Annotated in this window: 20 protein-coding genes; 15 read left to right on the forward strand and 5 right to left on the reverse strand. The window is 71.4% G+C overall.

The features are described from left to right. Positions 1-41 precede the first annotated feature (41 nt). From nuoF to nuoN, 9 genes are read left to right on the forward strand one after another with little or no spacing between them, the layout of a single operon-like run. Positions 42-1,418, forward strand: coding sequence for an NADH-quinone oxidoreductase subunit NuoF (gene nuoF / locus CCS38_RS20950; RefSeq protein WP_223734847.1), 1,377 nt, complete (start codon positions 42-44; stop codon positions 1,416-1,418). Continuing rightward, positions 1,415-3,961, forward strand: coding sequence for an NADH-quinone oxidoreductase subunit G (locus CCS38_RS20955; protein WP_223734848.1), 2,547 nt, complete (start codon positions 1,415-1,417; stop codon positions 3,959-3,961). The genes nuoF and CCS38_RS20955 overlap by 4 nt, the downstream gene beginning before the upstream one ends. Then, positions 3,961-5,352 carry an NADH-quinone oxidoreductase subunit NuoH gene (gene nuoH / locus CCS38_RS20960; RefSeq protein ID WP_223734871.1) on the forward strand — a complete coding sequence of 464 codons (1,392 nt, stop codon included), beginning with the start codon at positions 3,961-3,963 and terminating at the stop codon, positions 5,350-5,352. The genes CCS38_RS20955 and nuoH overlap by 1 nt, the downstream gene beginning before the upstream one ends. Then, complete coding sequence (nuoI, locus tag CCS38_RS20965; RefSeq protein ID WP_223734849.1) at positions 5,345-5,974, forward strand: NADH-quinone oxidoreductase subunit NuoI; 630 nt, start codon at positions 5,345-5,347, stop codon at positions 5,972-5,974. Before nuoH ends, nuoI begins: the two co-directional genes overlap by 8 nt. Continuing rightward, positions 5,971-6,843: an NADH-quinone oxidoreductase subunit J gene (locus CCS38_RS20970; RefSeq protein ID WP_223734850.1), complete on the forward strand. Its 873-nt coding sequence runs from the start codon at positions 5,971-5,973 to the stop codon at positions 6,841-6,843. The genes nuoI and CCS38_RS20970 overlap by 4 nt, the downstream gene beginning before the upstream one ends. Further along, a complete protein-coding gene (nuoK, locus tag CCS38_RS20975) occupies positions 6,840-7,139 on the forward strand; it encodes an NADH-quinone oxidoreductase subunit NuoK (protein ID WP_030262617.1) in 300 nt (99 codons plus the stop codon). The genes CCS38_RS20970 and nuoK overlap by 4 nt, the downstream gene beginning before the upstream one ends. 12 nt (positions 7,140-7,151) lie before the next feature. Continuing rightward, entirely contained in the window at positions 7,152-9,098 is a 1,947-nt protein-coding gene (gene nuoL / locus CCS38_RS20980; RefSeq protein ID WP_223734851.1) for an NADH-quinone oxidoreductase subunit L, read from the forward strand. A 3-nt stretch (positions 9,099-9,101) separates the two neighbouring features. Next, on the forward strand, positions 9,102-10,745 hold the full coding sequence (locus CCS38_RS20985) for an NADH-quinone oxidoreductase subunit M (protein WP_223734852.1): 1,644 nt from the start codon (positions 9,102-9,104) through the stop codon (positions 10,743-10,745). Beyond that, the gene (nuoN, locus tag CCS38_RS20990; RefSeq protein ID WP_223734853.1) at positions 10,742-12,421 is read left to right on the forward strand and encodes an NADH-quinone oxidoreductase subunit NuoN; all 1,680 of its coding nucleotides are present in this window, start codon (positions 10,742-10,744) and stop codon (positions 12,419-12,421) included. Before CCS38_RS20985 ends, nuoN begins: the two co-directional genes overlap by 4 nt. Positions 12,422-12,511: 90 nt before the next feature. Here nuoN and CCS38_RS20995 read toward each other — a convergent pair whose 3' ends face one another. Together CCS38_RS20995 and CCS38_RS21000 are read right to left on the reverse strand one after the other, a co-directional pair. Next, positions 12,512-13,009 (reverse strand): hypothetical protein, encoded by a 498-nt coding sequence (locus tag CCS38_RS20995; protein WP_223734854.1) that lies wholly within the window; start codon positions 13,007-13,009, stop codon positions 12,512-12,514. A gap of 23 nt (positions 13,010-13,032) precedes the next feature. Continuing rightward, positions 13,033-13,467 carry a hypothetical protein gene (locus CCS38_RS21000; RefSeq protein ID WP_223734855.1) on the reverse strand — a complete coding sequence of 145 codons (435 nt, stop codon included), beginning with the start codon at positions 13,465-13,467 and terminating at the stop codon, positions 13,033-13,035. Between the two features lie 333 nt (positions 13,468-13,800). Between CCS38_RS21000 and CCS38_RS21005 the strand changes: the two genes are divergently transcribed. Next, positions 13,801-14,964 carry a carboxylate--amine ligase gene (locus CCS38_RS21005; RefSeq protein ID WP_223734856.1) on the forward strand — a complete coding sequence of 388 codons (1,164 nt, stop codon included), beginning with the start codon at positions 13,801-13,803 and terminating at the stop codon, positions 14,962-14,964. Between the two features lie 119 nt (positions 14,965-15,083). Further along, positions 15,084-16,280: an NAD(P)-binding domain-containing protein gene (locus tag CCS38_RS21010; protein WP_223734857.1), complete on the forward strand. Its 1,197-nt coding sequence runs from the start codon at positions 15,084-15,086 to the stop codon at positions 16,278-16,280. Between the two features lie 135 nt (positions 16,281-16,415). Here the strand turns inward: CCS38_RS21010 and CCS38_RS21015 are convergent, their stop codons facing one another. Continuing rightward, complete coding sequence (locus CCS38_RS21015) at positions 16,416-18,413, reverse strand: CocE/NonD family hydrolase (RefSeq protein ID WP_223734858.1); 1,998 nt, start codon at positions 18,411-18,413, stop codon at positions 16,416-16,418. 18 nt (positions 18,414-18,431) lie between these two features. Further along, positions 18,432-19,904, reverse strand: coding sequence for a peptide MFS transporter (locus CCS38_RS21020; protein WP_223734859.1), 1,473 nt, complete (start codon positions 19,902-19,904; stop codon positions 18,432-18,434). Between the two features lie 248 nt (positions 19,905-20,152). Between CCS38_RS21020 and CCS38_RS21025 the strand changes: the two genes are divergently transcribed. The 4 genes from CCS38_RS21025 to CCS38_RS21040 all read left to right on the forward strand — a co-directional run bounded on the left by CCS38_RS21025 (position 20,153) and on the right by CCS38_RS21040 (position 24,629). Then, a complete protein-coding gene (locus CCS38_RS21025; RefSeq protein WP_223734860.1) occupies positions 20,153-21,166 on the forward strand; it encodes a polyprenyl synthetase family protein in 1,014 nt (337 codons plus the stop codon). Between the two features lie 197 nt (positions 21,167-21,363). Further along, positions 21,364-22,653: a LolA family protein gene (locus tag CCS38_RS21030; protein WP_223734861.1), complete on the forward strand. Its 1,290-nt coding sequence runs from the start codon at positions 21,364-21,366 to the stop codon at positions 22,651-22,653. A gap of 82 nt (positions 22,654-22,735) precedes the next feature. Continuing rightward, a complete protein-coding gene (locus CCS38_RS21035) occupies positions 22,736-23,770 on the forward strand; it encodes an ABC transporter ATP-binding protein (RefSeq protein WP_223734862.1) in 1,035 nt (344 codons plus the stop codon). Next, the gene (locus CCS38_RS21040) at positions 23,757-24,629 is read left to right on the forward strand and encodes an ABC transporter permease (RefSeq protein WP_223734863.1); all 873 of its coding nucleotides are present in this window, start codon (positions 23,757-23,759) and stop codon (positions 24,627-24,629) included. The genes CCS38_RS21035 and CCS38_RS21040 overlap by 14 nt, the downstream gene beginning before the upstream one ends. On the opposite strand, the gene rarD is transcribed toward CCS38_RS21040, so the two are convergent. Beyond that, positions 24,566-25,543, reverse strand: a complete 978-nt coding sequence (rarD, locus tag CCS38_RS21045; protein ID WP_223734864.1) for an EamA family transporter RarD — start codon at positions 25,541-25,543, stop codon at positions 24,566-24,568. The two genes, CCS38_RS21040 and rarD, sit on opposite strands and share 64 nt — an antisense overlap. Positions 25,544-25,675: the final 132 nt, after the last annotated feature.

The following is a 25,675-nucleotide window of genomic DNA, read 5'->3' on the forward strand; positions in this document are numbered from 1 at the left end:
CGTGACATTGCGTCGGGCCCCGCTGCCGAGGAGGGAGAGTGATGACGTTGTCCACGGAATATGGGGGCCACTCCCAGCCGGAGGCCGAGGGCGGGACCAGCCCGGAGAAGCTGCTCACCCCCGTCCTGTCGGCCTTCTGGGACCAGCCGAACTCCTGGACCCTGGAGACCTACCGGCGGCACGAAGGCTACGAGGGCGCGCGCAAGGCCCTGGCCATGCCGCCGGACGACGTCATCGCGTACGTCAAGGACGCGGGGCTGCGCGGCCGCGGCGGCGCCGGCTTCCCCACGGGCATGAAGTGGCAGTTCATCCCGCAGGGGGACGGCAAGCCGCACTATCTTGTTGTCAACGCCGACGAGTCGGAGCCCGGGACCTGCAAGGACATCCCGCTCCTCTTCGCGAACCCGCATGCGCTCATTGAAGGCATCGTCATCGCGTGCCACGCGATCCGGTCCGAGCACGCGTTCATCTATCTGCGCGGCGAGACCGTGCCCGTACTGCGGCGCCTGCACGAGGCCGTACGCGAGGCGTACGCGGCGGGCTACCTCGGCAAGAACGTGATGGGGTCCGGACTCGATCTGGAACTCACCGTGCACGCGGGCGCGGGCGCGTACATCTGCGGCGAGGAGACCGCGCTGCTGGACTCCCTCGAAGGCCGGCGCGGACAGCCCCGGCTGCGTCCCCCTTTCCCCGCGGTGGCCGGCCTGTACGCCTGCCCCACTGTCGTGAACAACGTCGAGTCCATCGCGTCGGTTCCCGCCATCATGAACCGGGGCAAGGAGTGGTTCCGCTCCATGGGCAGCGAGAAGTCCCCGGGCTTCACGCTCTACTCGCTCAGCGGCCATGTCACCAACCCCGGCCAGTACGAAGCCCCGTTGGGCATCACGCTGCGCCAGCTGCTCGACATGAGCGGCGGCATCCGCCCCGGCCACCGGCTGAAGTTCTGGACCCCCGGCGGCTCGTCCACGCCGATGTTCACCGACGAGCACCTGGACGTCCCACTGGACTACGAGGGCGTCGGCGCGGCCGGCTCGATGCTCGGCACCAAGGCCCTCCAGTGCTTCGACGAGACCACCTGCGTCGTACGGGCCGTCACTCGCTGGACCGAGTTTTATGCGCATGAATCGTGCGGAAAGTGCACGCCGTGCCGCGAGGGCACCTACTGGCTCGTCCAGCTGCTGCGGGACATCGAGGCCGGCAAGGGCCGTATGACGGACCTCGACAAGCTGAACGACATCGCCGACAACATCAACGGCAAGTCCTTCTGTGCCCTCGGTGACGGCGCCGCCTCGCCGATCTTCTCCTCGCTCAAGTACTTCCGCGCGGAGTACGAGCAGCACGTCACCGGCAAGGGCTGCCCCTTCGACCCCGCCAAGTCGACCGCTTGGGCGGACAAGCACCTGGAGGTGAACGCATGACAGTGACCACTAACAACGCGCCCTCCGGGGGCGGCGAGGCGGCGGTTCCGCCCGAAGACCTCGTGTCGCTGACCATCGACGGCATCGAGATCAGCGTGCCCAAGGGCACCCTGGTCATCCGGGCCGCCGAGATGCTCGGCATCGAGATCCCGCGCTTCTGCGACCACCCGCTGCTGGACCCGGCCGGCGCCTGCCGCCAGTGCATCGTCGAGGTCGAGGGCCAGCGCAAGCCCATGGCGTCCTGCACGATCACCTGCACCGACGGCATGGTCGTGAAGTCCCAGCTCACCTCGCCGGTCGCCGAGAAGGCGCAGCGTGGCGTGATGGAGCTGCTGCTGATCAACCACCCGCTGGACTGCCCGGTCTGCGACAAGGGCGGCGAGTGCCCGCTGCAGAACCAGGCCATGTCCGCGGGGCAGGCCGACTCCCGCTTCGAGGGCAAGAAGCGCACGTTCCAGAAGCCGGTACCGATCTCCCAGCAGGTGCTGCTGGACCGCGAGCGCTGCGTCCTGTGCGCACGCTGCACCCGCTTCTCGAACCAGGTCGCCGGTGACCCGATGATCGAGCTGCTGGAGCGCGGCGCGCTGCAGCAGGTCGGCACCGGCCAGGGCGACCCGTTCGAGTCGTACTTCTCCGGGAACACCATCCAGATCTGCCCGGTCGGCGCGCTGACCTCGGCGGCGTACCGGTTCCGCTCCCGCCCCTTCGACCTGGTCTCCTCGCCGTCCGTGTGCGAGCACTGCGCGGGCGGCTGCGCGACGCGTACGGACCACCGGCGCGGCAAGGTCATGCGGCGGCTCGCGGCGGACGACCCCGAGGTCAACGAGGAGTGGATCTGCGACAAGGGGCGGTTCGCCTTCCGGTACGGGCAGTTGCCCGACCGGCTGGAGACGCCGCTCGTCCGGGACGCGTCCTCGGGTGAGCTGACCCCGGCGAGCTGGCCCGAGGCGCTGGAGGCGGCGGCCCGCGGGCTCGCCGCGGCGCGCGGCCGGGCCGGCGTGCTGACCGGCGGCCGCCTCACGGTCGAGGACTCCTACGCGTACGCCAAGTTCGCGCGCACCGTCCTGGACACGAACGACATCGACTTCCGGGCCCGCGTGCACAGCGCGGAGGAGGCCGGTTTCCTCGCGGCGCAGGTCGCGGGGCGCGGCCGTGACCTGGACGGACAGGGAGTCACCTACCGCTCGCTGGAGGCCGCGCCGGCCGTGCTGCTGGCGGGTATCGAGGCCGAGGAGGAGGCGCCCGGCGTCTTCCTGCGGCTGCGCAAGGCGCACCGCAAGAACCGCCAGCGGACGTTCGGGCTCGCTTCGTACGCCACCCGGGGGCTCATCAAGGCGGGCGGCACGCTGCTGCCCGCGGCGCCCGGTACGGAGACGGAGTGGCTGGACGCGCTGGCCGCCGGGGTCGGGCTGGAAGGCGAGGGCCGGGCCGCGGCGGAGGCGCTGCGGGCCGAGGGCTCGGTGATCGTCGTCGGCGAGCGGCTGGCCGCGGTACCGGGGGCGCTCACCGCTGCGGTACGCGCCGCTTCGGCCACCGGTGCGCGGCTCGTATGGATCCCGCGCCGGGCGGGCGAGCGGGGCGCCGTCGAAGCGGGCGCGCTCCCCGGGCTGCTGCCCGGCGGCCGGCCCGCGACGGACCCGCGCGCCCGCGACGAGGTCGCCCGCGCCTGGGGCGTGGCCGCGCTGCCGCACCGGCACGGCCGGGACACCGGCCAGATTCTGGAGGCCGCGGCCACCGGCGAGCTGAACGCCCTGGTGGTGGCCGGAGTCGGGGTCGAGGACCTGCCCGACCCCCGGCGCGCGGCCGAGGCGCTGGACGCGGTCGGCTTCCTGGTCAGCCTGGAGCAGCGGCCGAGCGAGGTCACGCGGCGGGCCGATGTGGTGCTGCCGGTGGCCGCCGTCGTGGAGAAGGCCGGCACGTTCCTCAACTGGGAAGGCCGGGCACGGCCCTTCGAGGCCGCGCTCAAGCCGGACCAGATGACCCGCCGCCATCTGCTCCCGGACGCCCGGGTGCTGCACATGCTCGCGGACGCGATCTCCGTGGCGGACGACTCCGTACCGGGTCTGGCGCTTCCGGACGTGCGCGTCGTACGGGCGGAGCTGGACCGGCTCGGCGGCTGGGACGGGCAGCGCGCCGCCGGTGACCTGCTCGCCGGCACCGAGGCGCGGGCGCTGCCCCGGCCCGGCGCGGGCGAGGCGGTGCTCGCCGGGCACCGGCTGCTGCTGGACCAGGGGCGGATGCAGGAGGGCGACGCGGCGCTGGCCGGCACCCGGCACGCCGCGGTGGCCCGGATGTCCGCCGCCACCGCCGCCGAGGCGGGCCTCAAGGACGGCGCGGAGGTGCAGGTCACCGGCCCGCGCGGCGCGGTGACCTTCCCCCTCCAGATCAGCGAGATGCCCGACCGGGTGGTGTGGCTGCCGCTCAACTCCCGGGGCGGCGGCGTCCCGTACGACACCGGAGCGAACCCCGGTGACCTGGTGACTGTCGCCGCGAAGACCGCGGGCCCGGCGGCCCCGGCGGACGGCACGGAGGTGGCGGAATGATGAGTCTCGCCGCGGAACAGCTGGCGCTCGGCGCGGACCGGATCGCGCTGGCCGCCGAGGACCTGAGCGTCTTCGGGCGCGACCCGTGGTGGCTGGTGGTCATCAAGGCGGTCTTCTGCTTCGCGTTCCTGATGCTGACCGTGCTCTTCTCGATCGTCTGGGAGCGCAAGGTCGTCGCCTGGATGCAGCTGCGCATCGGGCCCAACCGGCACGGCCCCTGGGGCATGCTCCAGTCCCTCGCCGACGGCATCAAGCTGATGCTGAAGGAGGACGTGGTCGTCAAGCGGGCGGACAAGGCGGTGTACGTCCTCGCCCCGGTCGTCGCGGCCATCCCCGCCTTCATGGCGTTCGCCGTCATCCCGTTCGGCCCGGCGAACAACGAGATCTCGATCTTCGGTCAGCGCACGACGATGCAGCTGACCGACCTGCCGATCGCCGTCCTCTACATCCTGGCCACGGCCTCGGTCGGCATCTACGGCATCGTGCTCGCGGGCTGGTCCTCGGGCTCGACGTACCCGCTGCTCGGCGGTCTCCGCTCGTGCGCCCAGATGATCAGCTACGAGATCGCGATGGGCATGGCCTTCGCGTCGGTGTTCCTCTACTCCGGCTCGATGTCCACCTCGGCGATCGTCGACGGACAGCAGAGCACCTGGTACGTCGCGCTGCTGCCGGTCTCCTTCCTGATCTACATCGTGGCGATGGTCGGCGAGACCAACCGTGCGCCGTTCGACATGCCGGAGTCCGAGGGCGACCTGGTCGGCGGCTTCAACACCGAGTACTCGTCCATCAAGTTCGCGATGTTCATGCTCGCCGAGTACGTCAACATGGTCACCGTCTCGGCGGTCGCGGTCACCCTCTTCCTCGGCGGCTGGCGCGCCCCCTGGCCGATCAGCACCTTCTGGGAGGGCGCGAACCACGGCTGGTGGCCGCTGCTCTGGTTCACCATCAAGATCCAGCTGCTGCTCTTCTTCTTCATCTGGCTGCGCGGCACGCTGCCCCGCGTCCGCTACGACCAGTTCATGAAGCTGGGCTGGAAGGTCCTCATCCCGGTCTCGATGGTCTGGCTGATGCTGGTCGCGACGGTGCGGGCGCTGCGCAACGAGGGCTACGACTTCCAGCGGATCGTGCTGTACGTCGGCGGCGCCGCGGTCGCCCTGCTGCTGATCTCCTTCGTCGCGGACTTCTTCCGCAAGAGCGAGAAGGAGGAGGAGCCGGCGGAGCAGGAGCCCTTCGACCCGATGGCCGGCGGCTTCCCCGTACCGCCGCTGCCCGGTCAGACCCTGCCGCCGGTGCCGCGCCGGCGCCCCCGTCACCAAGATCGAGAGCTGATTGTCAGTGGCGGGGTCAATACTGACAGTGACGAAAGTGGGAAGGGGGACAACGGTGTCTGATTTCCAGAATCCGGTGGCCGGCTTCGGCGTGACCTTCAAGGCCATGTTCAAGAAGCGGCTCACCGAGCAGTACCCGGAGGAGAAGAAGCCGACCGCGCCTCGTTTCCACGGCCGGCACCAGCTCAACCGCCATCCGGACGGCCTGGAGAAGTGCGTGGGCTGCGAGCTCTGCGCCTGGGCCTGCCCGGCCGACGCCATCTATGTGGAGGGCGCGGACAACACGGACGAGGAGCGCTACTCGCCCGGCGAGCGGTACGGCCGCGTCTACCAGATCAACTACCTCCGCTGCATCCTGTGCGGCCTGTGCGTCGAGGCGTGCCCCACCCGCGCGCTCACGATGACGAACGAGTACGAGCTCGCCGACCGCACCCGCGAGTCCCTCATCTACACCAAGGAGGAGCTGCTCGCGGGCCTGGAGGAGGGCATGGTCGACAGCCCGCACGCGATCTTCCCCGGCATGACGGAGAAGGACTACTACAACGGCCTGGTGACCGAGGCCGCGCCGGGCACAGAGCAGCAGGTCGCGGTCAGCAAGGGCGAGCGGCCGGACGACGGCCGCGGGGTGCCCGAGACCCCGGCCCCCACGGCCGAGCGCCCGGCGGGGACGGGGGTGGAGGCATGAGCAGCGCAGTACTGGCCGCGGCCTCCGCGACCTCCATGGGCGAGGCGGTGCAGTTCTGGATCCTCGGCACGGTCGCCGTGGTCGGCGCGCTGGCCACGGTCCTGATGAAGCGGGCGGTGCACAGCGCGCTCTCGCTCGCCGCCACCATGATCATCCTGGCGGTCTTCTACCTCGCCAACGGCGCGTACTTCCTCGGCATCGTCCAGATCGTCGTCTACACCGGCGCGATCATGATGCTCTTCCTCTTCGTGGTCATGCTGGTCGGCGTCACGGCGGCGGACTCCCTCAAGGAGACGCTCAAGGGCCAGCGCTGGCTGGCGGCAGGCGCCGGACTCGGCTTCGGCATCCTGCTGATCGCCGGCCTCGGGAACGCCTCGGTGCGCCACTTCAACGGCCTCGGCGAGGCCAACGCCGGGGGCAACGTCCAGGGCCTGGCGGCCCTCATCTTCACCAAGTACGTCTTCGCGTTCGAGCTCACCGGCGCGCTGCTGATCACCGCGGCGGTCGGCGCGATGGTCCTCACGCACAAGGAGCGCACCGAGCGCGCCAAGACCCAGCGCGAGCTGGCCGAGCGCCGCGTACGGGAAGGCACGCAGGTCGTGCCGCTGCCCGCGCCCGGTGTGTACGCCCGGCACAACGCGGTCGACGTGCCCGGTCTGCTGCCCGACGGCACCCCCTCCGAGCTCACCGTCAATCCGACCCTGCGCAAGCGCGGTCAGATCCGGGACGTGTCGGGGGAGTCGCTGGCGGAGCTGGCGGCGCTGGAGCGGCGCTCCTCGGAGTGGCTGCAGCGCGGCGAGACCGACCGCCGTACCGAGAGCGAGCGCGGCGAGCAGGCCCGGGAGCGCGGCGAGGAGGCCACGCGATGAATCCGATCAACTACCTCTATCTGGCGGCGCTGCTCTTCACCATCGGCGCGGCCGGGGTGCTGATCCGGCGGAACGCCATCGTGCTCTTCATGTGCGTCGAGCTGATGCTGAACGCCTGCAATCTCGCCTTCGTGGCCTTCTCGCGGCTGCACGGAAATCTGGACGGCCAGATCATCGCGTTCTTCACGATGGTCGTCGCCGCGGCCGAGGTCGTGGTCGGCCTGGCGATCATCGTGACGATCTTCCGTACCCGCCATACGGCCTCGGTCGACGACGCCAGCCTGATGAAGCTGTAAGGGGTCGTACTCGTGGAATCTCTGATCGCGCTGCTCGTCGGGGCACCACTGGTCGGTGCGGCCGTGCTGCTCTGCGGCGGCAAACGCCTGGACCGTACGGGCCATTGGCTCGGCACGCTGCTCGCGGTGGTGTCGTTCGTCATCGGCCTGCTGCTGTTCGCGAACATGCTGAGCCGGGGCGCCGAGGAACGCGCCCTGCACCAGCACCTCTTCAGCTGGATCCCGGTGGGCGGCTTCCAGGCCGACGTCGCCTTCCAGCTCGACCAGTTGTCGATGACGTTCGTGCTGCTGATCACCGGTGTCGGATCGCTGATCCACATCTACTCGATCGGCTATATGGAGCACGACGAGCGGCGCCGCCGCTTCTTCGGCTATCTGAATCTCTTCCTCGCGGCGATGCTGCTGCTCGTCCTCGCCGACAACTACCTCCTGCTGTACGTCGGCTGGGAGGGCGTCGGCCTCGCCTCGTACCTCCTCATCGGGTTCTGGCAGCACAAGCCGAGCGCGGCGACGGCGGCCAAGAAGGCATTCCTGGTCAACCGGGTCGGCGACATGGGCCTGTCGATCGCGATCATGCTGATGTTCACCACCTTCGGGACGTTCGCGTTCGGTCCGGTGCTGGGCGCGGCGAGCGAGACGAGCGAGGGCATGCTCACCGCCATCGGGCTGATGCTGCTGCTGGCCGCGTGCGGCAAGTCCGCACAGGTGCCGCTGCAGTCCTGGCTGGGTGACGCGATGGAGGGCCCGACCCCGGTCTCGGCCCTGATCCACGCCGCCACGATGGTCACCGCGGGGGTCTACCTGATCACCCGCTCGGGCGCGATCTTCAACGGGGCGCCGGACGCACAGACCGCGGTGGTCGCGGTCGGCGCGGTCACGCTGCTCTTCGGTGCGATCGTCGGTTGCGCGAAGGACGACATCAAGAAGGCGCTGGCCGGCTCGACGATGTCGCAGATCGGGTACATGATTCTCGCGGCCGGGCTGGGCCCGATCGGGTACGCCTTCGCGATCATGCACCTGGTCACCCACGGCTTCTTCAAGGCGGGCCTCTTCCTCGGCGCCGGTTCCGTGATGCACGGGATGAACGACGAGGTGGACATGCGCCGTTACGGCGGCCTGCGGAAGTACATGCCGGTCACGTTCGTGACGTTCGGCCTGGGCTACCTCGCCATCATCGGCTTCCCGGGGCTGTCCGGCTTCTTCTCCAAGGACAAGATCATCGAGGCGGCGTTCGCCAGCGGCGGCACCCAGGGCTGGATCCTGGGCGCGGCCACCCTGCTCGGCGCCGGGATCACCGCGTTCTACATGACGCGCGTGATGCTGATGACGTTCTTCGGCGAGGAGCGCTGGCGCAAGGCCCCGACCCCGTCGCCGGCCGAGCCGAGCGTGGAGCCCGCGGCCGAGACGCGTGGCGAGTACACACCACCGCATCCGCACGAGTCGCCGAAGTCCATGACGCTCCCGATGATCGTGCTGGCCTTCGGCTCGGTCTTCGCCGGCGGCCTGTTCAGCATCAACGAGGCGTTCGTGCACTGGCTGGAGCCGGTCACCGCCTTCGAGCACGGCCACTCCCCGCTCAGCGCGGCCGCGGTGACCTCCGCGACCATCGTGGTGCTGCTGCTCGGCGTCGCCCTCGCCTGGCTCCAGTACGGCCGCAAGCCCGTACCGGCCGTGGCGCCGCGCGGCTCGTTCCTCACCCGCGCCGCCCGGCGGGACCTGCTCCAGGACGACTTCAACCACGTCGTGCTGGTCCGCGGCGGCGAGCAGCTGACCCGCGCGCTGGAGCAGATCGACCACTCCGTCGTGGACGGCGCGGTCAACGGCACCGCGGTGTCGGTCGGCGGTCTCTCCGGCCGGCTGCGCCGCCTGCAGACCGGTTATGTCCGCTCCTACGCCCTGCAGATGCTGGGCGGCGCCGCGGTGCTGGTCTTCGCGACCCTGCTGATGAGGGGTGTCTGAGCCATGTCGTTTCCCTTGCTGACGGCCGCCGCCGCGCTCCCGGCGATCGGCGCGGTCGCCACGGCCGCGGTGCCCGCCGCGAAGCGCACCGCCGCCAAGTGGCTGGCGCTGCTCTTCTCGCTGGCCACGCTGGCGCTGGCGCTGGTGATCGCGGTCCGCTTCGACCCCGGGGCCAAGGGCCCGTTCCAGCTCACCGAGTCGTATGCCTGGATCGCCGACTTCGGCGTGCGGTACGAGCTCGGCGTGGACGGCATCGGGGTGGCGCTGATCGCGCTGACCGCCCTGCTGGTCCCGTTCGTGATCCTGGCGGGCTGGCACGACGCCGACCCACTGGAAGAAGACAACGCCAATCGGCGCTGGCGGCCCACCCAGGGCCTCTTCGCGCTGATCCTCGCCGTCGAGGCGATGGTGATCCTCTCCTTCGAGGCCACCGACGTCTTCCTCTTCTACATCTTCTTCGAAGCCATGCTCATCCCGATGTACTTCCTCATCGGCGGCTTCGGGGACCGGGCCGGCACGCAGGACGCGACCGAGGGCGCGGCCCGCCGCTCGTCCGCCGCGGTGAAGTTCCTGCTGTACAACCTCGCCGGCGGCCTGATCATGCTGGCCGCGGTGATCGGCCTGTACGCCGTCACCGCCGATCAGCTCGGCACCGGCACCTTCTCGCTCCAGCAGATCGTCCAGGCCCGCGCGGCCGGCGAGCTGACCATGGGCGCGGGCACGGAGCGGCTGCTCTTCCTCGGCTTCTTCTTCGCCTTCGCGGTGAAGGCGCCGCTGTGGCCGCTGCACACGTGGCTGCCGGGCGCCATGGGCGAGTCCACGGCGCCGGTCGCGGTGCTGATCACCGCGGTGGTCGACAAGGTCGGCACGTTCGCGATGCTCCGCTTCTGCCTCCAGCTCTTCCCCGAGGCCAGCAAGTGGGCCACGCCGGTGATCCTCGTCCTGGCGCTGATCAGCATCCTGTACGGCGCGCTGCTCGCGGTCGCCCAGCGGGACCTCAAGCGCCTGATCGCGTACGCGTCCATCTCCCACTTCGGCTTCATCATCCTGGGCATCTTCGCGATGACCAGCCAGGGCCAGGGCGGCGCGACGCTGTACATGGTCAACCACGGCATCTCCACCGCCGCGCTGATGCTGGTCGCAGGCTTCCTGATCACCCGCCGCGGCTCGCGCCTCATCAGTGACTACGGCGGCGTGCAGAAGGTCGCGCCGGTGCTGGCCGGCACGTTCCTGATCGGCGGCCTCGCCACGCTGTCGCTGCCCGGCCTCGCGCCGTTCGTCAGCGAGTTCCTGGTCCTGGTCGGCACGTTCAGTCGGTATCCCGTCATCGGCATCATTGCCACGGTGGGCATCGTGCTGGCCGCGCTGTACGTCCTCGTGCTGTACCAGCGCACGATGACCGGGCCGGTCAAGGCCGAGGTGCGGGGGATGCCCGACCTCAAGGCCCGGGAGCTGGTCGTGGTGGCGCCGCTGATCGCGCTGCTGCTCTTCCTCGGCGTCTATCCGAAGCCGCTGACCTCCATCGTCAATCCGGCGGTGGACCACACGCTGTCCGTCGTGGACAGGCAGGACCCCAAGCCCGACGTACGGGTCAACGCCGAGCCGAATGAGTCCGGTTCCGATCGAGATGCGGAGGCCGCGAAGTGACATCCGTGGCAGCGGTCCACACCCTGTGGACGATGGCGGACGGGGCGGCCGGCTCCCCGTTGGCCCCGGACGGCCCCGGCAGGATTCCGGCGCCGCACATCGAGTACGCACAGCTGGCACCGACCCTGATCGTGCTCGGCGCGGCCGTGCTGGCCGTGATCGTCGAGGCGTTCTGGCCGCGCCGCGGCCGGTACTACGCGCAGGTGCTGCTCTCCGTGGTCGCGCTGGCCGCCGCGTTCGCCGCGGTCATCGGCCTCGCGGCGGGCGGCTTCGGCACGACGAAGGCCCAGATCGCCGCGATGGGCGCCCTCGCGGTGGACGGCCCGGCGCTCTTCCTGCAGGGCACGATTCTGCTGGTCTCGCTGATCGCGGTCTTCACCTTCGCCGAGCGCCGGCTCGACCCCGCGGCGCACGGCCGCCCGGTGGACTCCTTCGCGCCCCAGGCCGCCGCGGTCCCCGGCGGCGAGGCCGAGAAGGCGGCCGTCAAGGCCGGCTTCACCACCACCGAGGTCTTCCCGCTCGCGCTCTTCGCGATCGGCGGCATGCTGGTCTTCCCGGCGGCCAATGACCTGCTGACCCTCTTCGTCGCGCTGGAGGTCTTCTCCCTCCCGCTGTACATCCTGTGCGCGCTGGCCCGCCGCCAGCGGCTGCTGTCGCAGGAGTCGGCGGTGAAGTACTTCCTGCTCGGCGCGTTCTCCTCGGCGTTCCTGCTCTTCGGCGTGGCCCTGCTGTACGGCTACGCGGGCACGGTGACGTACGCGGGCATCGCCGAGGTCGTCAGCGACGGCGCCAAGCAGATCGACCCGGCGCTCGCCGACACCATGGGCAATGACGCGCTGCTGCTGATCGGCGGCGCGCTGGTCGTGATGGGCCTGCTCTTCAAGGTCGGCGCCGTCCCGTTCCACATGTGGACCCCGGACGTGTACCAGGGCGCGCCCACCCCGGTGACCGGCTTCATGGCCGCCGCCACGAAGGTCGCCGCGTTCGGCGCGCTGCTCCGGCTGCTGTACGTCGCGCTGCCGGGTCTGCGCTGGGACTGGCGCCCGGTGATGTGGGGCGTGGCGATCCTGACGATGCTGGCCGGCGCGGTCATCGCGCTCACCCAGACCGATGTGAAGCGGCTGCTGGCGTACTCCTCCATCGCGCACGCGGGCTTCATCCTGGCCGGTGTGATCGCGACCAGTAAGGACGGCATCTCGTCGGTGCTCTTCTACCTGCTGGCGTACTCCTTCGTGACGCTCGGCGCGTTCGCGGTGGTCACGCTGGTGCGGGACGCGGGCGGCGAGGCGACACACCTGTCCAAGTGGGCCGGGCTCGGGCGGCGTTCGCCGCTGGTGGCCGCGGTCTTCGCGGTGTTCCTGCTGGCCTTCGCCGGTATCCCGCTGACCTCCGGGTTCGCGGGGAAGTTCGCGGTCTTCAAGGCGGCTGCGGAGAGCGGCGCGGGCTGGCTGGTCGTGATCGGTGTGCTCTCGTCGGCGGTCGCCGCGTTCTTCTACATCCGGGTGATCGTCCTGATGTTCTTCAACGAGCCGAAGGCGGACGGACCGACGGTGGCGGTGCCCAGCCCGCTGACCATGACGGCCATCGCGGTCGGCGTGGTGGTGACGCTCGTCCTGGGCGTCGCGCCGCAGTACTTCCTCGACCTGGCGGGGCAGGCGGGCGTGTTCGTCCGCTGACCCGGCGAGGTATCCGTACGCACGAAGCTGCCCGGCACTCCCGTGAGGGGTGCCGGGCAGCTCTGTGCGGAGGCGGGACGGCCGGGTGCGTCAGCCGTTCTGCTGGAAGCCGTCGAGCGAGGAGGGGTTGATGGACGGCAGGTCCGTCGTGCCCTCGGTGCGGGTGAAGACGGACTCCTTGCCGGAGGCCCAGCGCACGGTGAGCTTCTTGCCCTTGAGGCCCTGCACCGTGCCCGCGGAGTGCTCGGTGTCGCCGTCGGTGCACTTGAACGCGAGCCGGATCGGCTCGCCGTCCACGACCTTGCCGCCGCAGGACTTCTTGCCGATCAGTACCGCCTCGTGCTTCGAGACGGACAGGATCAGCAGGCCCTTGTCGGCGTGCAGCGCGTTCGTGGTCCAGCCGCCCTCCAGGGACGCCACGGAGACGTCGCCACCGGGCTGCTGCCCGGCCGACGACGTGGACGGCGACGGCGACTCCGACTTCTTCGCGCCACCGCCGGTGCCACCACCGGTGTCGCTGCCGCCGCTGCAGCCGGCGAGCAGGACCGCCGCGGCGGCCGCGACGGCGAGCTGAATACCCTTACGCACGTTGATCTCCTCGGGAAAGCCGCTCAGTTGGCGCCGGTCGGCAGGTCGGGCTTGGGGATCTCCACCTTGCCCTGGGCCTTGGTGAACTCCTCCGTGGGCCCGTTCTTCCAGCTGACCGTGAGCTTGTCGCCGGTCTGCTCGACATTGCCCATCGAACGGGTGTCGTCGCCGTCGCTGCACTTCAGCGCGAGCATGGTGGTGCCCATGTCCTGGACCTTGCCCTGGCAGGCGGTCTTGCCCGCGGACAGGGTCGCGGAGTCGCCGATGATCGCAAGGGTGACCGTGCCGTCCGCGGACTTCGACTGCCATGCGCCGTCGATGCCGCTCGCGGGCTCGGCCGCGCCGTCCGCCGACTGCGACGGCTTGCTCTCCTCGCCGCCCTCGCTGCTGCTGCCGCATCCGCTGAGCAACAGCGCGGCGACGGCGGCCGCCCCGGCGATCTGCGCTGCCTTGCGCACGTACGTCTCCTCCGTTGTGGGACAGGATTCGTGAGGCTAGCAGTCACGCGCATGACAACAGCCTCATCGGCCCCGTGAGATGCCTCCTGTCCGACGTGCAGCACGTGCCCGTTCCGTACCAGTCTTCCGAGACATACCTAAAGAGTTAGCAATGTCCGGAAATGGATTGGCGGACCGCCCACGGGGGTTCTAGCGTCCTGACGGGGCGCGGCCGGGGTGGGGCTGTGGCCATAGGGGGGACACGTGGCTCATGCCAGCACGCGGTTCACGGTCGACCGGACCGTGCCAGGGCTGATTGTAAAGATCGGTGATTATCCGCTGCACCACGGAGGGGTGGGGGCGATCCGCAGTCTGGGACGGCTGGGCGTCCCCATGTACGCGATCACGGAGGACAGATACACGCCCGCCGCGGCGTCGCGGTACCTCAAGGGGCGGTTCGTCTGGCCGACGACCGGCCGTGAGGATGCGGAGCGGCTGGTCGACGGCCTGCTGCGGATCGGCCGCCGGATCGGCCGGCCGGCGGTCCTGGTGCCGACCGATGAGGAGGCCGCGGTACTGATCGCCGAGCACGCGGACGCCCTGGGCGACCGCTTCCTCTTCCCGCGCACCCCCTCCGGGCTCTCCCGCAGACTCGCCAGCAAGCAGGGCCTGCACGAGCTGTGCACCGAACACGGCATTCCGTCCCCCCGGACGGCCTTCCCGCAGACCCAAGCGGACATCGAGGACTTCGCCGCCCAGGCCCGCTTCCCGGTCGTCGCCAAGAACCGGGAGGCGTTCCAGCGCCGCAGCCGGCCCGCCGTGCACGGCACCACGCGCATCGCGGACGCCGCCCACCTCCGGCATCTCGCCAAGGACTGGGGCCCGCACCCCGGCGTGATCCTCCAGGAGTACCTCCCGCGCGAGGAGGCCGAGGACTGGATCGTGCACGCGTACTTCGACGGGGACAGCGCGGCACTGACCATGTTCACCGGGGTCAAGGTCCGCTCCTGGCCGCCGCACGCCGGGATGACGGCCTGCGCGTACGTCGTGGACAACCCCGACCTCGCCGAGATGACGGCCCAGTTCATCAAGCGCATCGGCTTCAGCGGCATCGTCGACCTGGACTGGCGCTACGACCGCCGGGACCGGCGCTACAAGCTGCTGGACTTCAACCCGCGGATGGGCGCGCAGTTCCGGCTCTTCGAGAACGAGGCGGGCATCGACGTCGTCCGCGCCCAGCACCTGGACCTGACCGGGCGCGCGGTGCCGGAGGGCGAGCAGCGGGCCGGGCACCGCTTCGTGGTGGAGAACATCGACCTGCCCGCCTGGCTGGCGTACCGCCGCAGCGGCTACACCACCCCGCACGTGCCGGACCGCCCGGCGAGCACGGAGCTGGCCTGGCTCGCCGCCGACGACATGAAGCCGTTTTTCACCATGCTCGCGCGGTTCGTCCGGCCGGGCGCCAAGCACCTGTGGCAGATGTGGCGCGACCGGTCGGGCCGGTGTCACGACCGCTGACGCCCCGCGCCCCGCCGGCGCGCCTCGCTTCACCGCACGGTTCCGGGCAGCGCGGCTCCGGGCCGTGCACCGGTACGCAGTACGACGCATCAGCAGCACCCCTGGGGAGGGAAACCCGAGTGAACACTCCGGTAGCAGTCATCGGCGCAGGTCCCTTCGGCCTGTCCACCGCCGCTCATCTCCGCGCACGCGGCATACCCGTACGCACCTTCGGCCGCCCGATGGTGAGCTGGAGCGAGCACATGCCGGCCGGCATGCTGCTGAAGTCCACGCCGGCGGCGTCCAGCATCGACACCCCGCAGCCCGGCCACACGCTCGTCGACTACTGCGCGGCCGCGGGGGAGCGGCGGTACGAGTCCGACTGGGACATCATTCCGGTGGAGACCTTCGTCCGGTACGGACAGTGGTTCCAGCAGCGGCTGGTGCCGGACCTGGAGGAGGTCCGGGTGGTCTCCGTCGACCGGCAGCGCGCCGGTTTCGAGCTGAAGCTGGACAGCGGTGAGCAGTTCAGCGCCCGTGCGGTGGTCGTGGCCACGGGACTCACCGGCTTCGCGCATGTGCCCCCGGAGCTGGCCGACGCGGTACCGGATGGACCGTCCCCCACTGGGCCCATCTCGCACAGTTCCCAGCACGCCGACCTGTCCGGGTTCGCCGGCCGCGAGGTCGTGGTCGTGGGCGCCGGGCAGTCGGCGCTGGAGAGCGCGGTGCTGCTCGCGGACGCCGGCGCCTCGGTGCGGGTGCTGGCCCGGGGCCGGCAGGCCGTCGGCTTCGGCGCGCCGCCGGACCGGCAGCCGAAGCTGCGCCCCGAGACGCCGTTCGGCAACGCCTGGTCGCTGTACGCCTTCTCGTACCACGCGGACGGCTTCCGCCATCTGCCGGCGCCGGCCCGGCAGTTCCTGGTCAAGCGGGTGCTGGGGCCGCTGGGCGCGTGGTGGCTGCGGGACCGCTTCGTGGGCCGGGTGCAGGTGAGCGCCGGGCGGCGGATCGTACGGGCCCGGGTGGAGGACGGCCGCCCCGTGCTGTCGCTGCGCGGCGACGACGGGTACGACGGCGAGCTGGCCGCCGATCATGTGCTGGCGGCCACCGGGTACCGGGTGGACCTGGGCGCGCTGGACTTCCTCGGGCAGGGGCTGCGGACGGAGCTGGCGGTGGGCGCGGGCGGGCCGCGGCTGGGCGCCGGTTTCGAGTCGTCCGTGCCCGGCCTGTACTTCACGGGGCTGCCGGCGGCGGCCAGTTACGGACCGGTGATGCGGTTCGTGTGCGGGACGGAGTTCGCCTCCCCGCGGTTGGCCGCTTCGCTGGCCGGCAGGCGGTAACGCTCCGTTGGGGGTGTCTTCCGTGGGGCTGCGGCTGCGGGCCGTGGGTGGCTGGGCGCGCAGTTCCCCGCGCCCCTGGAAGGGCGGGCCCGGTACGGCATTCAATGCCGTACCGGGCCCGCCCGCTCTTCGGGGTCACACCGCCGTGCGTGGGATGCGGCGCTCCCAGGTGCGGCGGAAGATTTCCTTCTCGCCGTCGTGGCACACGACCTCGTTCTCCGTCACGAAGTCGCCGCCCTCCGTGGTGATCTCCGAGCGGGTCTCGATGCGGGCGTCCCAGCCCAGGTCCGGCCGGTGCAGCCGGATCGACCAGTCCGAGCGGGTCGCCGCGCTCTCCGGGTCGGCGCTGTCGATCCGGTACGTCTCCAGCGCGTCCTCGGTGAACTCCAGCCCGTCCGGGTAGATCCGGGTGCCGCCGTAGCGCGGGTCCACCTCCAGCGTCCAGGTGCCGGCCGCGACGTCCCGGATCACCTTCCGCTCGGGCCGCTGGTCGCCGCCTCCGGGGAAGACCACGCCGAGCGGCTCGGACTGCTCGGGCGCCTCGAAGGTGATCTCCGGCTCCTCCGTGCCCGGGGTGCGGACCGGCAGTTCGACGGTGCTGGCGGCCGGGTCGACCGTCCAGCCCGCCTCGCTGCCGGCGTGCGGCCAGATCCACGGCCAGTACGCGGAGGAGAGCGCGACGCGGATGCGGTGCCCGGCGGGGAACGCGTGCCCGATGCCGTTCAGCTCGAAGGTCACGTCCTCCGTGGCGCCCGGCGTCCACTCCACGGCGCGGTCCCGGCCGTGCCGGGTGAGGAGGTTCAGTACCCCGCGGGTGACCAGCGTGGACGAGCCGTCCGGTGCCACGTCACAGATCCGGGCGATGACCTGGCCGCGCGGCACTTCGGAGGTCAGCCGCAGGGTGACCCGCGGCCGGCCGAGGATCTCCACCCGCTCGGTCAGCTCCGGCAGGTCGAAGCAGACCGAGCGGCCGTCCTCCTCGCGCTGGTCCGGCGGCAGGTCGGCGTCGTTGCCGAAGGGGAAGTAGCGGCCCGCGTCGACGCCCGTGTGCTGCGGCGAGCGGACCAGCAGCGGCCGGTCGCCGGGCAGGGTGTACGCGGTCGGTGTGACGTTCGGCGAGGGCCAGGCGGGGTCGGCGACCCAGCGGCCCGGCAGCTCGTCGTACACCGTGGCCGGCGGGTGCGACTCGCTGATCCAGGAGCGCAGCAGCGGGTCGTCCTCGACGGCCGTGTCCTCGCCCTTGAGGTAGTGGTCCCACCAGCGCAGCGTCTCCTGGAGGAAGCCGATCGCGGGGCCCGGCGGCAGACCGCGGTCCGGATACTGGTGCGACCAGGGCCCGATGAGGCCGCGCACGGGCGCGTCGAGGTGTTCGATCAGCCGCAGGACGGTGTCGCGGTACGGGTCGTGCCAGCCGCCGACGGCGAGCACCGCCGCCTTGATCGCCGAGTAGTCCTCGCAGACGCTGCCGTGCTGCCAGTACGCGTCCCGCGACTGGTGGCCCAGCCAGGTGTGGAGGAACGGGTCGACCGCTTCGAGGCGGTCCGTCCACTGCTTGCGCCAGCCCTCGCCGACCTGCGCCGGGTCCGGCGGCCGGGAGACGAAGGCGAGCATGGTGGCGGCCCAGGCGTGCATGTCGACGGCGAGCAGCGAGCCGCCCATGTAGTGCACGTCGTTGTCGAACCGGTCGTCGGCCGAGCAGACCGTGACGACGGCCTTCAGCGCCTCGGGCGCGCGGGCGGCCAGCTGGAGGCTGTTGAAGCCGCCCCAGGAGATGCCGAACATGCCGACCTTGCCGGAGCACCAGGGCTGCGCGGCCAGCCACTCGATGACGGCCACGCCGTCGGCCAGCTCGGTCTCGGAGTACTCGTCGGTCGGCAGGCCCTCGGAGTTGCCGTGGCCGCGGACGTCGACGCGGACGGAGGCGTAGCCGTGGCCCGCGTAGTACGGGTGGCGCTGGGCGTCGCGCGGCGCGGTCCAGTCGCTCAGCCGGTAGGGCAGGTATTCGAGCAGGGCGGGGACGGGCTCCGTGCCGTACGGGCGCCAGACGCGGGCGTAGAGCCGGGTGCCGTCCGGGAGGGGGATGCGGACGTCCTCGCAGAACGTCCGGTACGGGAAGTCGGTGCGGATGCGCATGGTGCCGGTCCAGGGGGGTCAGTGAACGGGGTGCATGGTGCGGCGCAGCCAGGGTCCGGCGGCGATCACCGCGAGGCCCACGACGACCGCGAAGCCGCCGTTGAGGCCGAAGTACAGGTCGTTGGCGATCTCGCCGAAGTACTTCACGACCTGGGCCTGGATGCCGTTGGCCAGGGCGAGGGAGAGGAACCACAGGGCCATCGTCTGGCTGGCGAAGGCGGCGGGCGCGAGCTTGGTCGTCGCGGACATGCCGGTGGTCTCCAGCAGGATGTCGCCGAGGCCGAGCAGCACGAACGAGATCAGGAGCCACCAGGCGGCCATCTTCCAGTCGCCGGTCTGGCCGTGCGTCGCGGGGACCATGACGAGGAAGGACAGGCCGCCCAGGATCACGCCGTACGCGATCTTGTGCGAGGCGTGCGGCTGGCGGCGGCCCAGCTTGACCCAGACCGCCGCGACGACCGGCGCGAGCAGCACTTCGGCGCCGCCGAGGACGGAGCCGTACCAGGTCGAGGGGAACTCCCAGCCGAAGATCTCGGTGTCCGCATGGCTCGCGGCCAGCAGCGTCATCGTCGAGTACGACTGGAAGAGCACGAAGTTGAAGACCACCGAGGCGGCGAAGAGCACGAGGTAGGGGCGGAGCCGGCCGCGTTCCTCGGCGCTGACCCGGGGGCTGCGGAACATCACCACGAAGTACGCGACGGGCGCGATCACCGAGACCACGGTCAGCACGTCCACGGTGCGGTCCATGGTCAGCCACCCGGCCAGGGCCAGGCCCGTGGCGACGGCGGCGACCAGCACGCAGCCGCCGGATATCAGCCAGGTCGCGCGGCGCATCGCGGCCTGCGGCAGGGCGAATTCGGCGCTGTGCTTGCGGCCCGCGAGGCCCTTGCGGCCCACGATGTACTGGATCAGGCCCAGCGTCATGCCGATCGCGGCGGCCGAAAAGCCCCAGTGCCAGCCCTGCTTCTGGCCCAGCCAGCCGATGACCAGCGGGGCGAGGAAGGCGCCGATGTTGATGCCCATGTAGTACAGCGCGAAGCCCGCGTCCCGGCGCTCGTCCTCGGTCGCGTAGAGCTTGCCGACCATGGTCGAGACGTTCGGCTTCAACAGCCCCGTGCCCGCGATGATCAGGCCCAGGCCCACCCAGGTCATGGCCGCGGTGGGCACGGCCATGGAGTAGTGGCCGCAGGCGATCAGGACGCCGCCCCACAGGACCGCGCGGTAGGACCCGAGCATCCGGTCCGCGAGCCAGCCGCCGGCGACCGAGACGAGGTAGACCAGGGTGCCGTAGGCGGCGGTGACCGACGCCGCGGTGTTCTCCGCCATGCCCAGGCCGCCGTTCGCGACCTGATCGGCGAAGTACAGCACCAGGATGGCCTGCATGCCGAGGAAGGAGAACCGCTCCCAGACCTCCAGGCCCGAGAGGGTCAGCAGGCCGCGCGGGTGGCCGAGGAAGGAATGATCGTCGCGAGAGTGCGGTGGTCCGGACACGGGTGTTACTCCTGGGACTCGAGGAATTCAGCTTGCTTCTGCTGTCCGTTCCTCCGGGTGCAAAACCCGCGACGCTCGGTGATCAAGAACATAGCGGGCCATGGTGCGGCGCTGCCCGCTCGGCCGCCGGGGGCGGTAGACGGGCGGGCGCTCATGGTGATCGAACTGGGACCGGATACGCTGGCCAATGGTGGAGACAGCGACAGATCGACAATCCGTTTGATCGTCAGCAGACAGGAGTAACCCTCGTGACCGTCGTCGGGCCCTTCGGGCTGAGCGTGCGGGACCAGGCTCTTGAGGCCGATGTCCAGGCCGGGTTGGCTGCTGTCGAGGAGGGCCTGCTGGAGGCCACCAAGAGCGGCGTGCCGTTCATCACCGACGCCGCGCAGCATCTCGTCCGCGCGGGCGGCAAGCGCTTCCGGCCGCTGCTGGTGATGCTGGCCGCCCAGTTCGGTGACCCGCACGCGCCGGGCATCGTGCCCTCGGCCGTCGTCGTGGAGCTGACGCACCTGGCGACGCTGTACCACGACGACGTCATGGACGAGGCCGAGGTGCGCCGCGGGGTGGCGAGCGCCAACGCCCGCTGGGGCAACTCGCTGGCCGTCCTGACCGGCGACTTCCTCTTCGCGCGCGCCTCGCACACGCTGGCCGACCTGGGTCCGGAGGCGGTCCGCATCCAGGCCGAGGCGTTCGAACGGCTGGTGACCGGCCAGATCCTGGAGACCGCGGGGCCGCGCGACGGCCGTGCCCCGGTCGAGCACTACCTCGACGTCATCGCCGGCAAGACCGGCTCGCTGATCGCCGTCGCCGGCCGCTTCGGCGCGATGATGTCCGGCGCCGACGAGGCCACGGTCGACATCCTCACGCAGTACGGCGAGCGCCTGGGTACCGCCTTCCAGCTCGCCGACGACGTCCTGGACATCGCCAGCGACTCCACCGAGTCCGGCAAGACGCCCGGCACCGACCTGCGCGAGGGCGTCCCGACCCTGCCGGTCCTGCACCTCCGCGCGCTCGCCGCCTCCGACGCGGCCACCGACGAGGACCGCGCGCTGGCCGCCCTCCTGGACCAGGACCTCACCGACGACGCCCGGCACGCCGAGGCACTGGCCGGACTGCGCGCCCACGCCGCCCTGCGGCAGGCCCGGCGCGACACCATCCGGTACGCCGAGGAGGCCCGCGCGACGCTGGCCCCGCTCCCGGACTGCGCGGCGAAGGCCGCGCTCCAGGAGCTGTGCGACGCGGTGGTGCACCGGGCGGGCTGAGGCATGCCGGGGCCGCTCCGCCTCAGGGTCGTCTCATCCTTCAGCAGTACACGTTCCGGACCCGGGGCTGACGCTTCTTGCTGGCGGATTTGGTGGCATTGACAGCACCACGCCATGGCGGAGCGGGACACAATGAGCCCGAGGTGTGGACGAGTGCGTTGCGTTGAGACCGCCGCCTACGACGGAGGTAGAGGCACATGCCACGGAACGAAGCGTCACGGGTCACCGGCGAATGGGACGACGGGGGGAAGCGCACGGGCCGCCGCAAGGCGATCCGGTACGGCGTCCCCGTAGCAGTGGCGGGGGTGGCGGCGGCGACGATCGGGCTGGTCCCCGCGTTCGCCGGAGCCGGCGAACCCGACCTGCCGGAGATATCCGCGCAGGACCTGATCGCGAAGGTAGCGGCGTCGGACGTGCAGCAGCTGTCCGGCACGGTACGGACCAGCACCGACCTCGGACTGCCGGAACTGCCCGGCGGCATGGACGCGGGAGCGCTGGGCTCCGGCCAGGACAAGGGCGGCGCGTCCGCCGATCCCAAGGACAAGCTCATGGAGCTGGCGTCCGGCACGCACACGCTGCGGGTCGCCGCCGACGGACCCGACCGGCAGCGGGTGTCCGTCATCGACAAGGCCGCCGAGTACAGCCTGGTCCGCGACGGCGAAAAGGTGTGGGGGTACGACAGCGGCAGCAACACCGCATTCCGCGCCACCGGCCCGGAGTCGGACAGCGCGAAGAAGGGCGACCGGCTGAAGGGCCTGGGCGACGTCACCCCGCAGGAACTCGCCGGGCACGTCCTCGACGCGGCCGGTGACACCACGTCGGTCACCGTCGACGGCACCGCCAAGGTCGCCGGGCGGGACGCCTACCAGCTGCTGGTCAAGCCCAAGCAGGCCGGCTCGACGGTCGGTTCCGTGCGCATCGCGGTGGACGCGCAGAACGGCGTACCGCTGCGCTTCACGCTGACGCCGAAGAGCGGTGGCGCACCGGCCCTGGAGGCCGGGTTCACCTCGGTCGACTTCGCCAAGCCCGCGGCGGACACCTTCGCCTTCGCGCCGCCCAAGGGCGCGAAGATCATCGAAGGCGACCGGGTCAGCACGCAGCGGCACGACGAGGCGGCCGGGGACCTCGCGAAGGGCCTGCCCGGTGGGCTGCCGCACGGTCTGGGCGAGGCGCGGGCCGGGGACGGCGGCGGCCTGGACGTCATCGGCCACGGCTGGACCGCGATCGCGAAGATCGAGGGCGCCGGCGCGGCCCCGGGCAAGGCCGGCCAGGACAAGGAAGGGGCCACGGGGCAGAAGGCAGGCGTCCCCGCGGGCGACGCCGCCAAGTTCCTGGACTCCCTGGGCGAGAAGGTGACCGGCAGCTTCGGCTCGGGCCAGCTCTTCAGTACACGCCTGGTCAACGCCCTGGTGACGGACGACGGCACGGTCTACGTCGGCGCCGTCGACCGGCAGTCGCTGGTCAAGGCGGCGAACGCGGAGAAGTGAGCGCGGCGGCGGTACGGCGGTCACCGGCCGCCGTACCGCAGCGCGGCCCGGTACGGAGTCCCGGCACACAGTGGGGGAGCGCATGGCGCCACCGTCGTCGGCGGGGGAGGACGGAGCGCGTCCCGGTGCGCCCGTCATCGAGACGCACGGCCTGACCAAGAGGTACGGGAGCGGGCCGCCGGCCGTGGACGGGCTCGACCTGTCCGTGCCGCCCGGCAGCATCTTCGGCTTCCTCGGCCCCAACGGCTCGGGCAAGACCACCACGATCCGGATGCTGATGGGCCTGATCGAGCCGACGGCGGGCGGCGCCCGGCTGCTCGGCGAGCCGATGCCCGGCGCCGCGCGGCGGGTGCTGCCCCGGGTCGGCGCGCTCATCGAGGGCCCGGCCCTGTACGGCTTCCTCACCGGGCGGGCCAACCTGCTGCGGTACGACGCCGCCGACCCGACCGCCGATCCCCGCACCCGGGCCGCGCGGGTGACCGCGGCGCTGGAACGCGTGGGCCTGGCGGCCGCGGCGGGCAAGAAGGCCCGCGCGTACTCCCTCGGCATGAAGCAGCGGCTCGGGCTGGCCGCCGCCCTGCTCCGCCCCCGCGAGCTGCTGGTCCTGGACGAGCCGACCAACGGCCTGGACCCGCAGGGCATGCGGGAGATCCGCGGCCTGGTGCGCGAGCTGGCCGCCGACGGCACGACCGTCTTCCTCTCCTCGCACCTCCTGGACGAGATCGAACAGGTCTGCACGCACGCCGCCGTGATGTCCCGCGGCCGGCTGATCGCCCAGGGCACGGTGGCGGAGCTCGCGGCCGGCGCCCGCGGCCGGTTGGCCGTCACGACCCCGGACACCGCGGAAGCGGCCCGGGTGCTCAAGGAACACGGGCTGTCCGACCTCGTAATGGGCGAGGGTCGGGTGACGGGGGAGCTGCCGCCGGGGCCACTGGATCCGGCCGACGCGGTCGGGGGACCGGATTCGGCCGTCGTGGGCGGGGAGCTGGATCCGGCCGACCTGAACGCCGCGCTCGTCGCGGCCGGCGTACGCGTCCGCGCCTTCGGGACCGAACGCGCCTCGCTGGAGGACGTCTTCGTGGCACTGACGGGGGAGGGCTTCGATGTCGCGGGCTGAGACGGTGGGCGGGACCGTGGTGTCACGGGGGCCGAGTCCGCTGTGGACGCTCGGGCTGCTGCGCAACGAGATCGGCATGACGTTCCGGCGCCGCCGCACCCTCGTCCTGCTCGCCGTGCTGGCCCTGGTACCGGTACTGGTCGGGATCGCCGTCCGCGTCCAGACCGGGGACGGCGGGTCCGATGGCGGCCCGGCCTTCGTCTCACTGGTCACCAACAACGGGCTCTTCCTGGTCTTCACCTCCCTCGCGGCCACGTTGCCGGTGTTCCTGCCGATGGCGCTCGGCGTGGTCGCCGGGGATGCGATCGCGGGCGAGGCGGGCGCCGGAACGCTGCGCTACCTGCTCGTCGCCCCGGCCGGGCGGACCCGGCTGCTGCTCGTCAAGTACGCGAGCACGCTGGTGTTCTGCCTGGTGGCGACCCTGGTCGTGGCGGCGTCCGCGCTGGCCGTCGGCGCGCTGCTGTTCGGGCTGGGCGAGGTCACGCTGCTGTCGGGGACGGCCGTGCCGCTCGCCGAGGGGCTGCTGAGGGCGCTCGCCGTCGCGGGCGTGGTCGCCCTCTCGCTGATCGGCGTGGCCGCACTGGGGCTGTTCGTCTCCACGCTCACCGGGAGCGGCATCGCGGCCATGGCGATGACCGTGGGCGTGGTGATCACCGTGCAGATCCTGAACGCCCTCCCGCAGCTGCACGCCGTCCAGCCGTACCTCTTCCCGCACTACTGGCTGAGCTTCGCCGACCTGCTGCGCGACCCGGTCTACTGGGACGACATCCGCCGCAACCTCGGCCTCCAGGCGGTCTACGCGCTGGTCTTCGGCTCGGCGGCCTGGGCCCGCTTCACGACCCGCGACATCACGGCCTGAGAAGCGGGCGCCGTCCGGGCAGCGGCCCGGGACGCCCGCGCCGTGCGCAGCGCGTCCCAGGTCAGCACGGCGAGCGCCAGCCATACGAGGGCGAAGCCCGCCCAGCGCTCGGGCGGCATGGCCTCGTGGAAGACGGTGAGGCCGAGGATGAACTGGAAGGTCGGCGCGAGGTACTGGAGCATGCCGAGCACCGACAGCGGCAGCCGGACGGCGGACGCGCCGAAGGCGATGAGCGGCAGCGCGGTGGCGAGGCCGCAGCCCGCGAGCAGCGCGGCCTGACCGATGCCGCCGCTGACGAAGCTGGACTCGCCGCGTACGCCGAGGACGATCAGGCAGGCCAGCGCGGGCAGGAACTGGATCACCGTCTCCACGCTGAAGCCCTCGATACCGCCGAGCTTGATCCCCTTCTTCACCAGGCTGTACGTGGCGAAGGTGAAGGCGAGCGCGAGTGCGATCCAGGGCACCCGGCCGTACGCCGCGGCCATCACGACCACCGCCAGCGTGCCGACGCCCACCGCGGCCCACTGCAGCGGGCGCAGCCGCTCGCGCAGGAAGATCACTCCGAAGGCGATGCTGACCAGCGGGTTGATGAAGTACCCGAGGGACGCCTCCAGTACATGACCGGAGTTGACCGCCCAGATGTAGAGGTACCAGTTGACCGAGATGACGGCGGCCGCGACCACGACCAGGCCGAGCCGCTTCGGCTGCCGCAGCAGCGGGCGTATCCAGGACCAGCGGCGCAGCGCGAGCAGGAAGACCAGGGCCACCGGCAGCGACCAGGCCATGCGGCTGGCCAGGATCTCGGTGGGGGAGGCGGCGGACAGCAGGTGCCAGTAGAGGGGGAGGAAGCCCCACAGGCCGTACGCCAGGAAGCCGTAGGCCAGGCCGGTGCGCTGGTCGGACGGTGACGGCAAGGGGGTCCTCCTGGAGCGGGCGGGCGTCGGCGCGGCGCGGCAAGGGCGGGCGTCGGCGCGACGCCATGAACTCTCCGAAGGTAACGCCGCCGACCTCGGATGTCATGCCCGTATTTCAAATACGGTGGTTAC

Source organism: Streptomyces purpurogeneiscleroticus, from assembly GCF_020024005.1.
Taxonomy (GTDB): domain Bacteria; phylum Actinomycetota; class Actinomycetes; order Streptomycetales; family Streptomycetaceae; genus Streptomyces; species Streptomyces purpurogeneiscleroticus.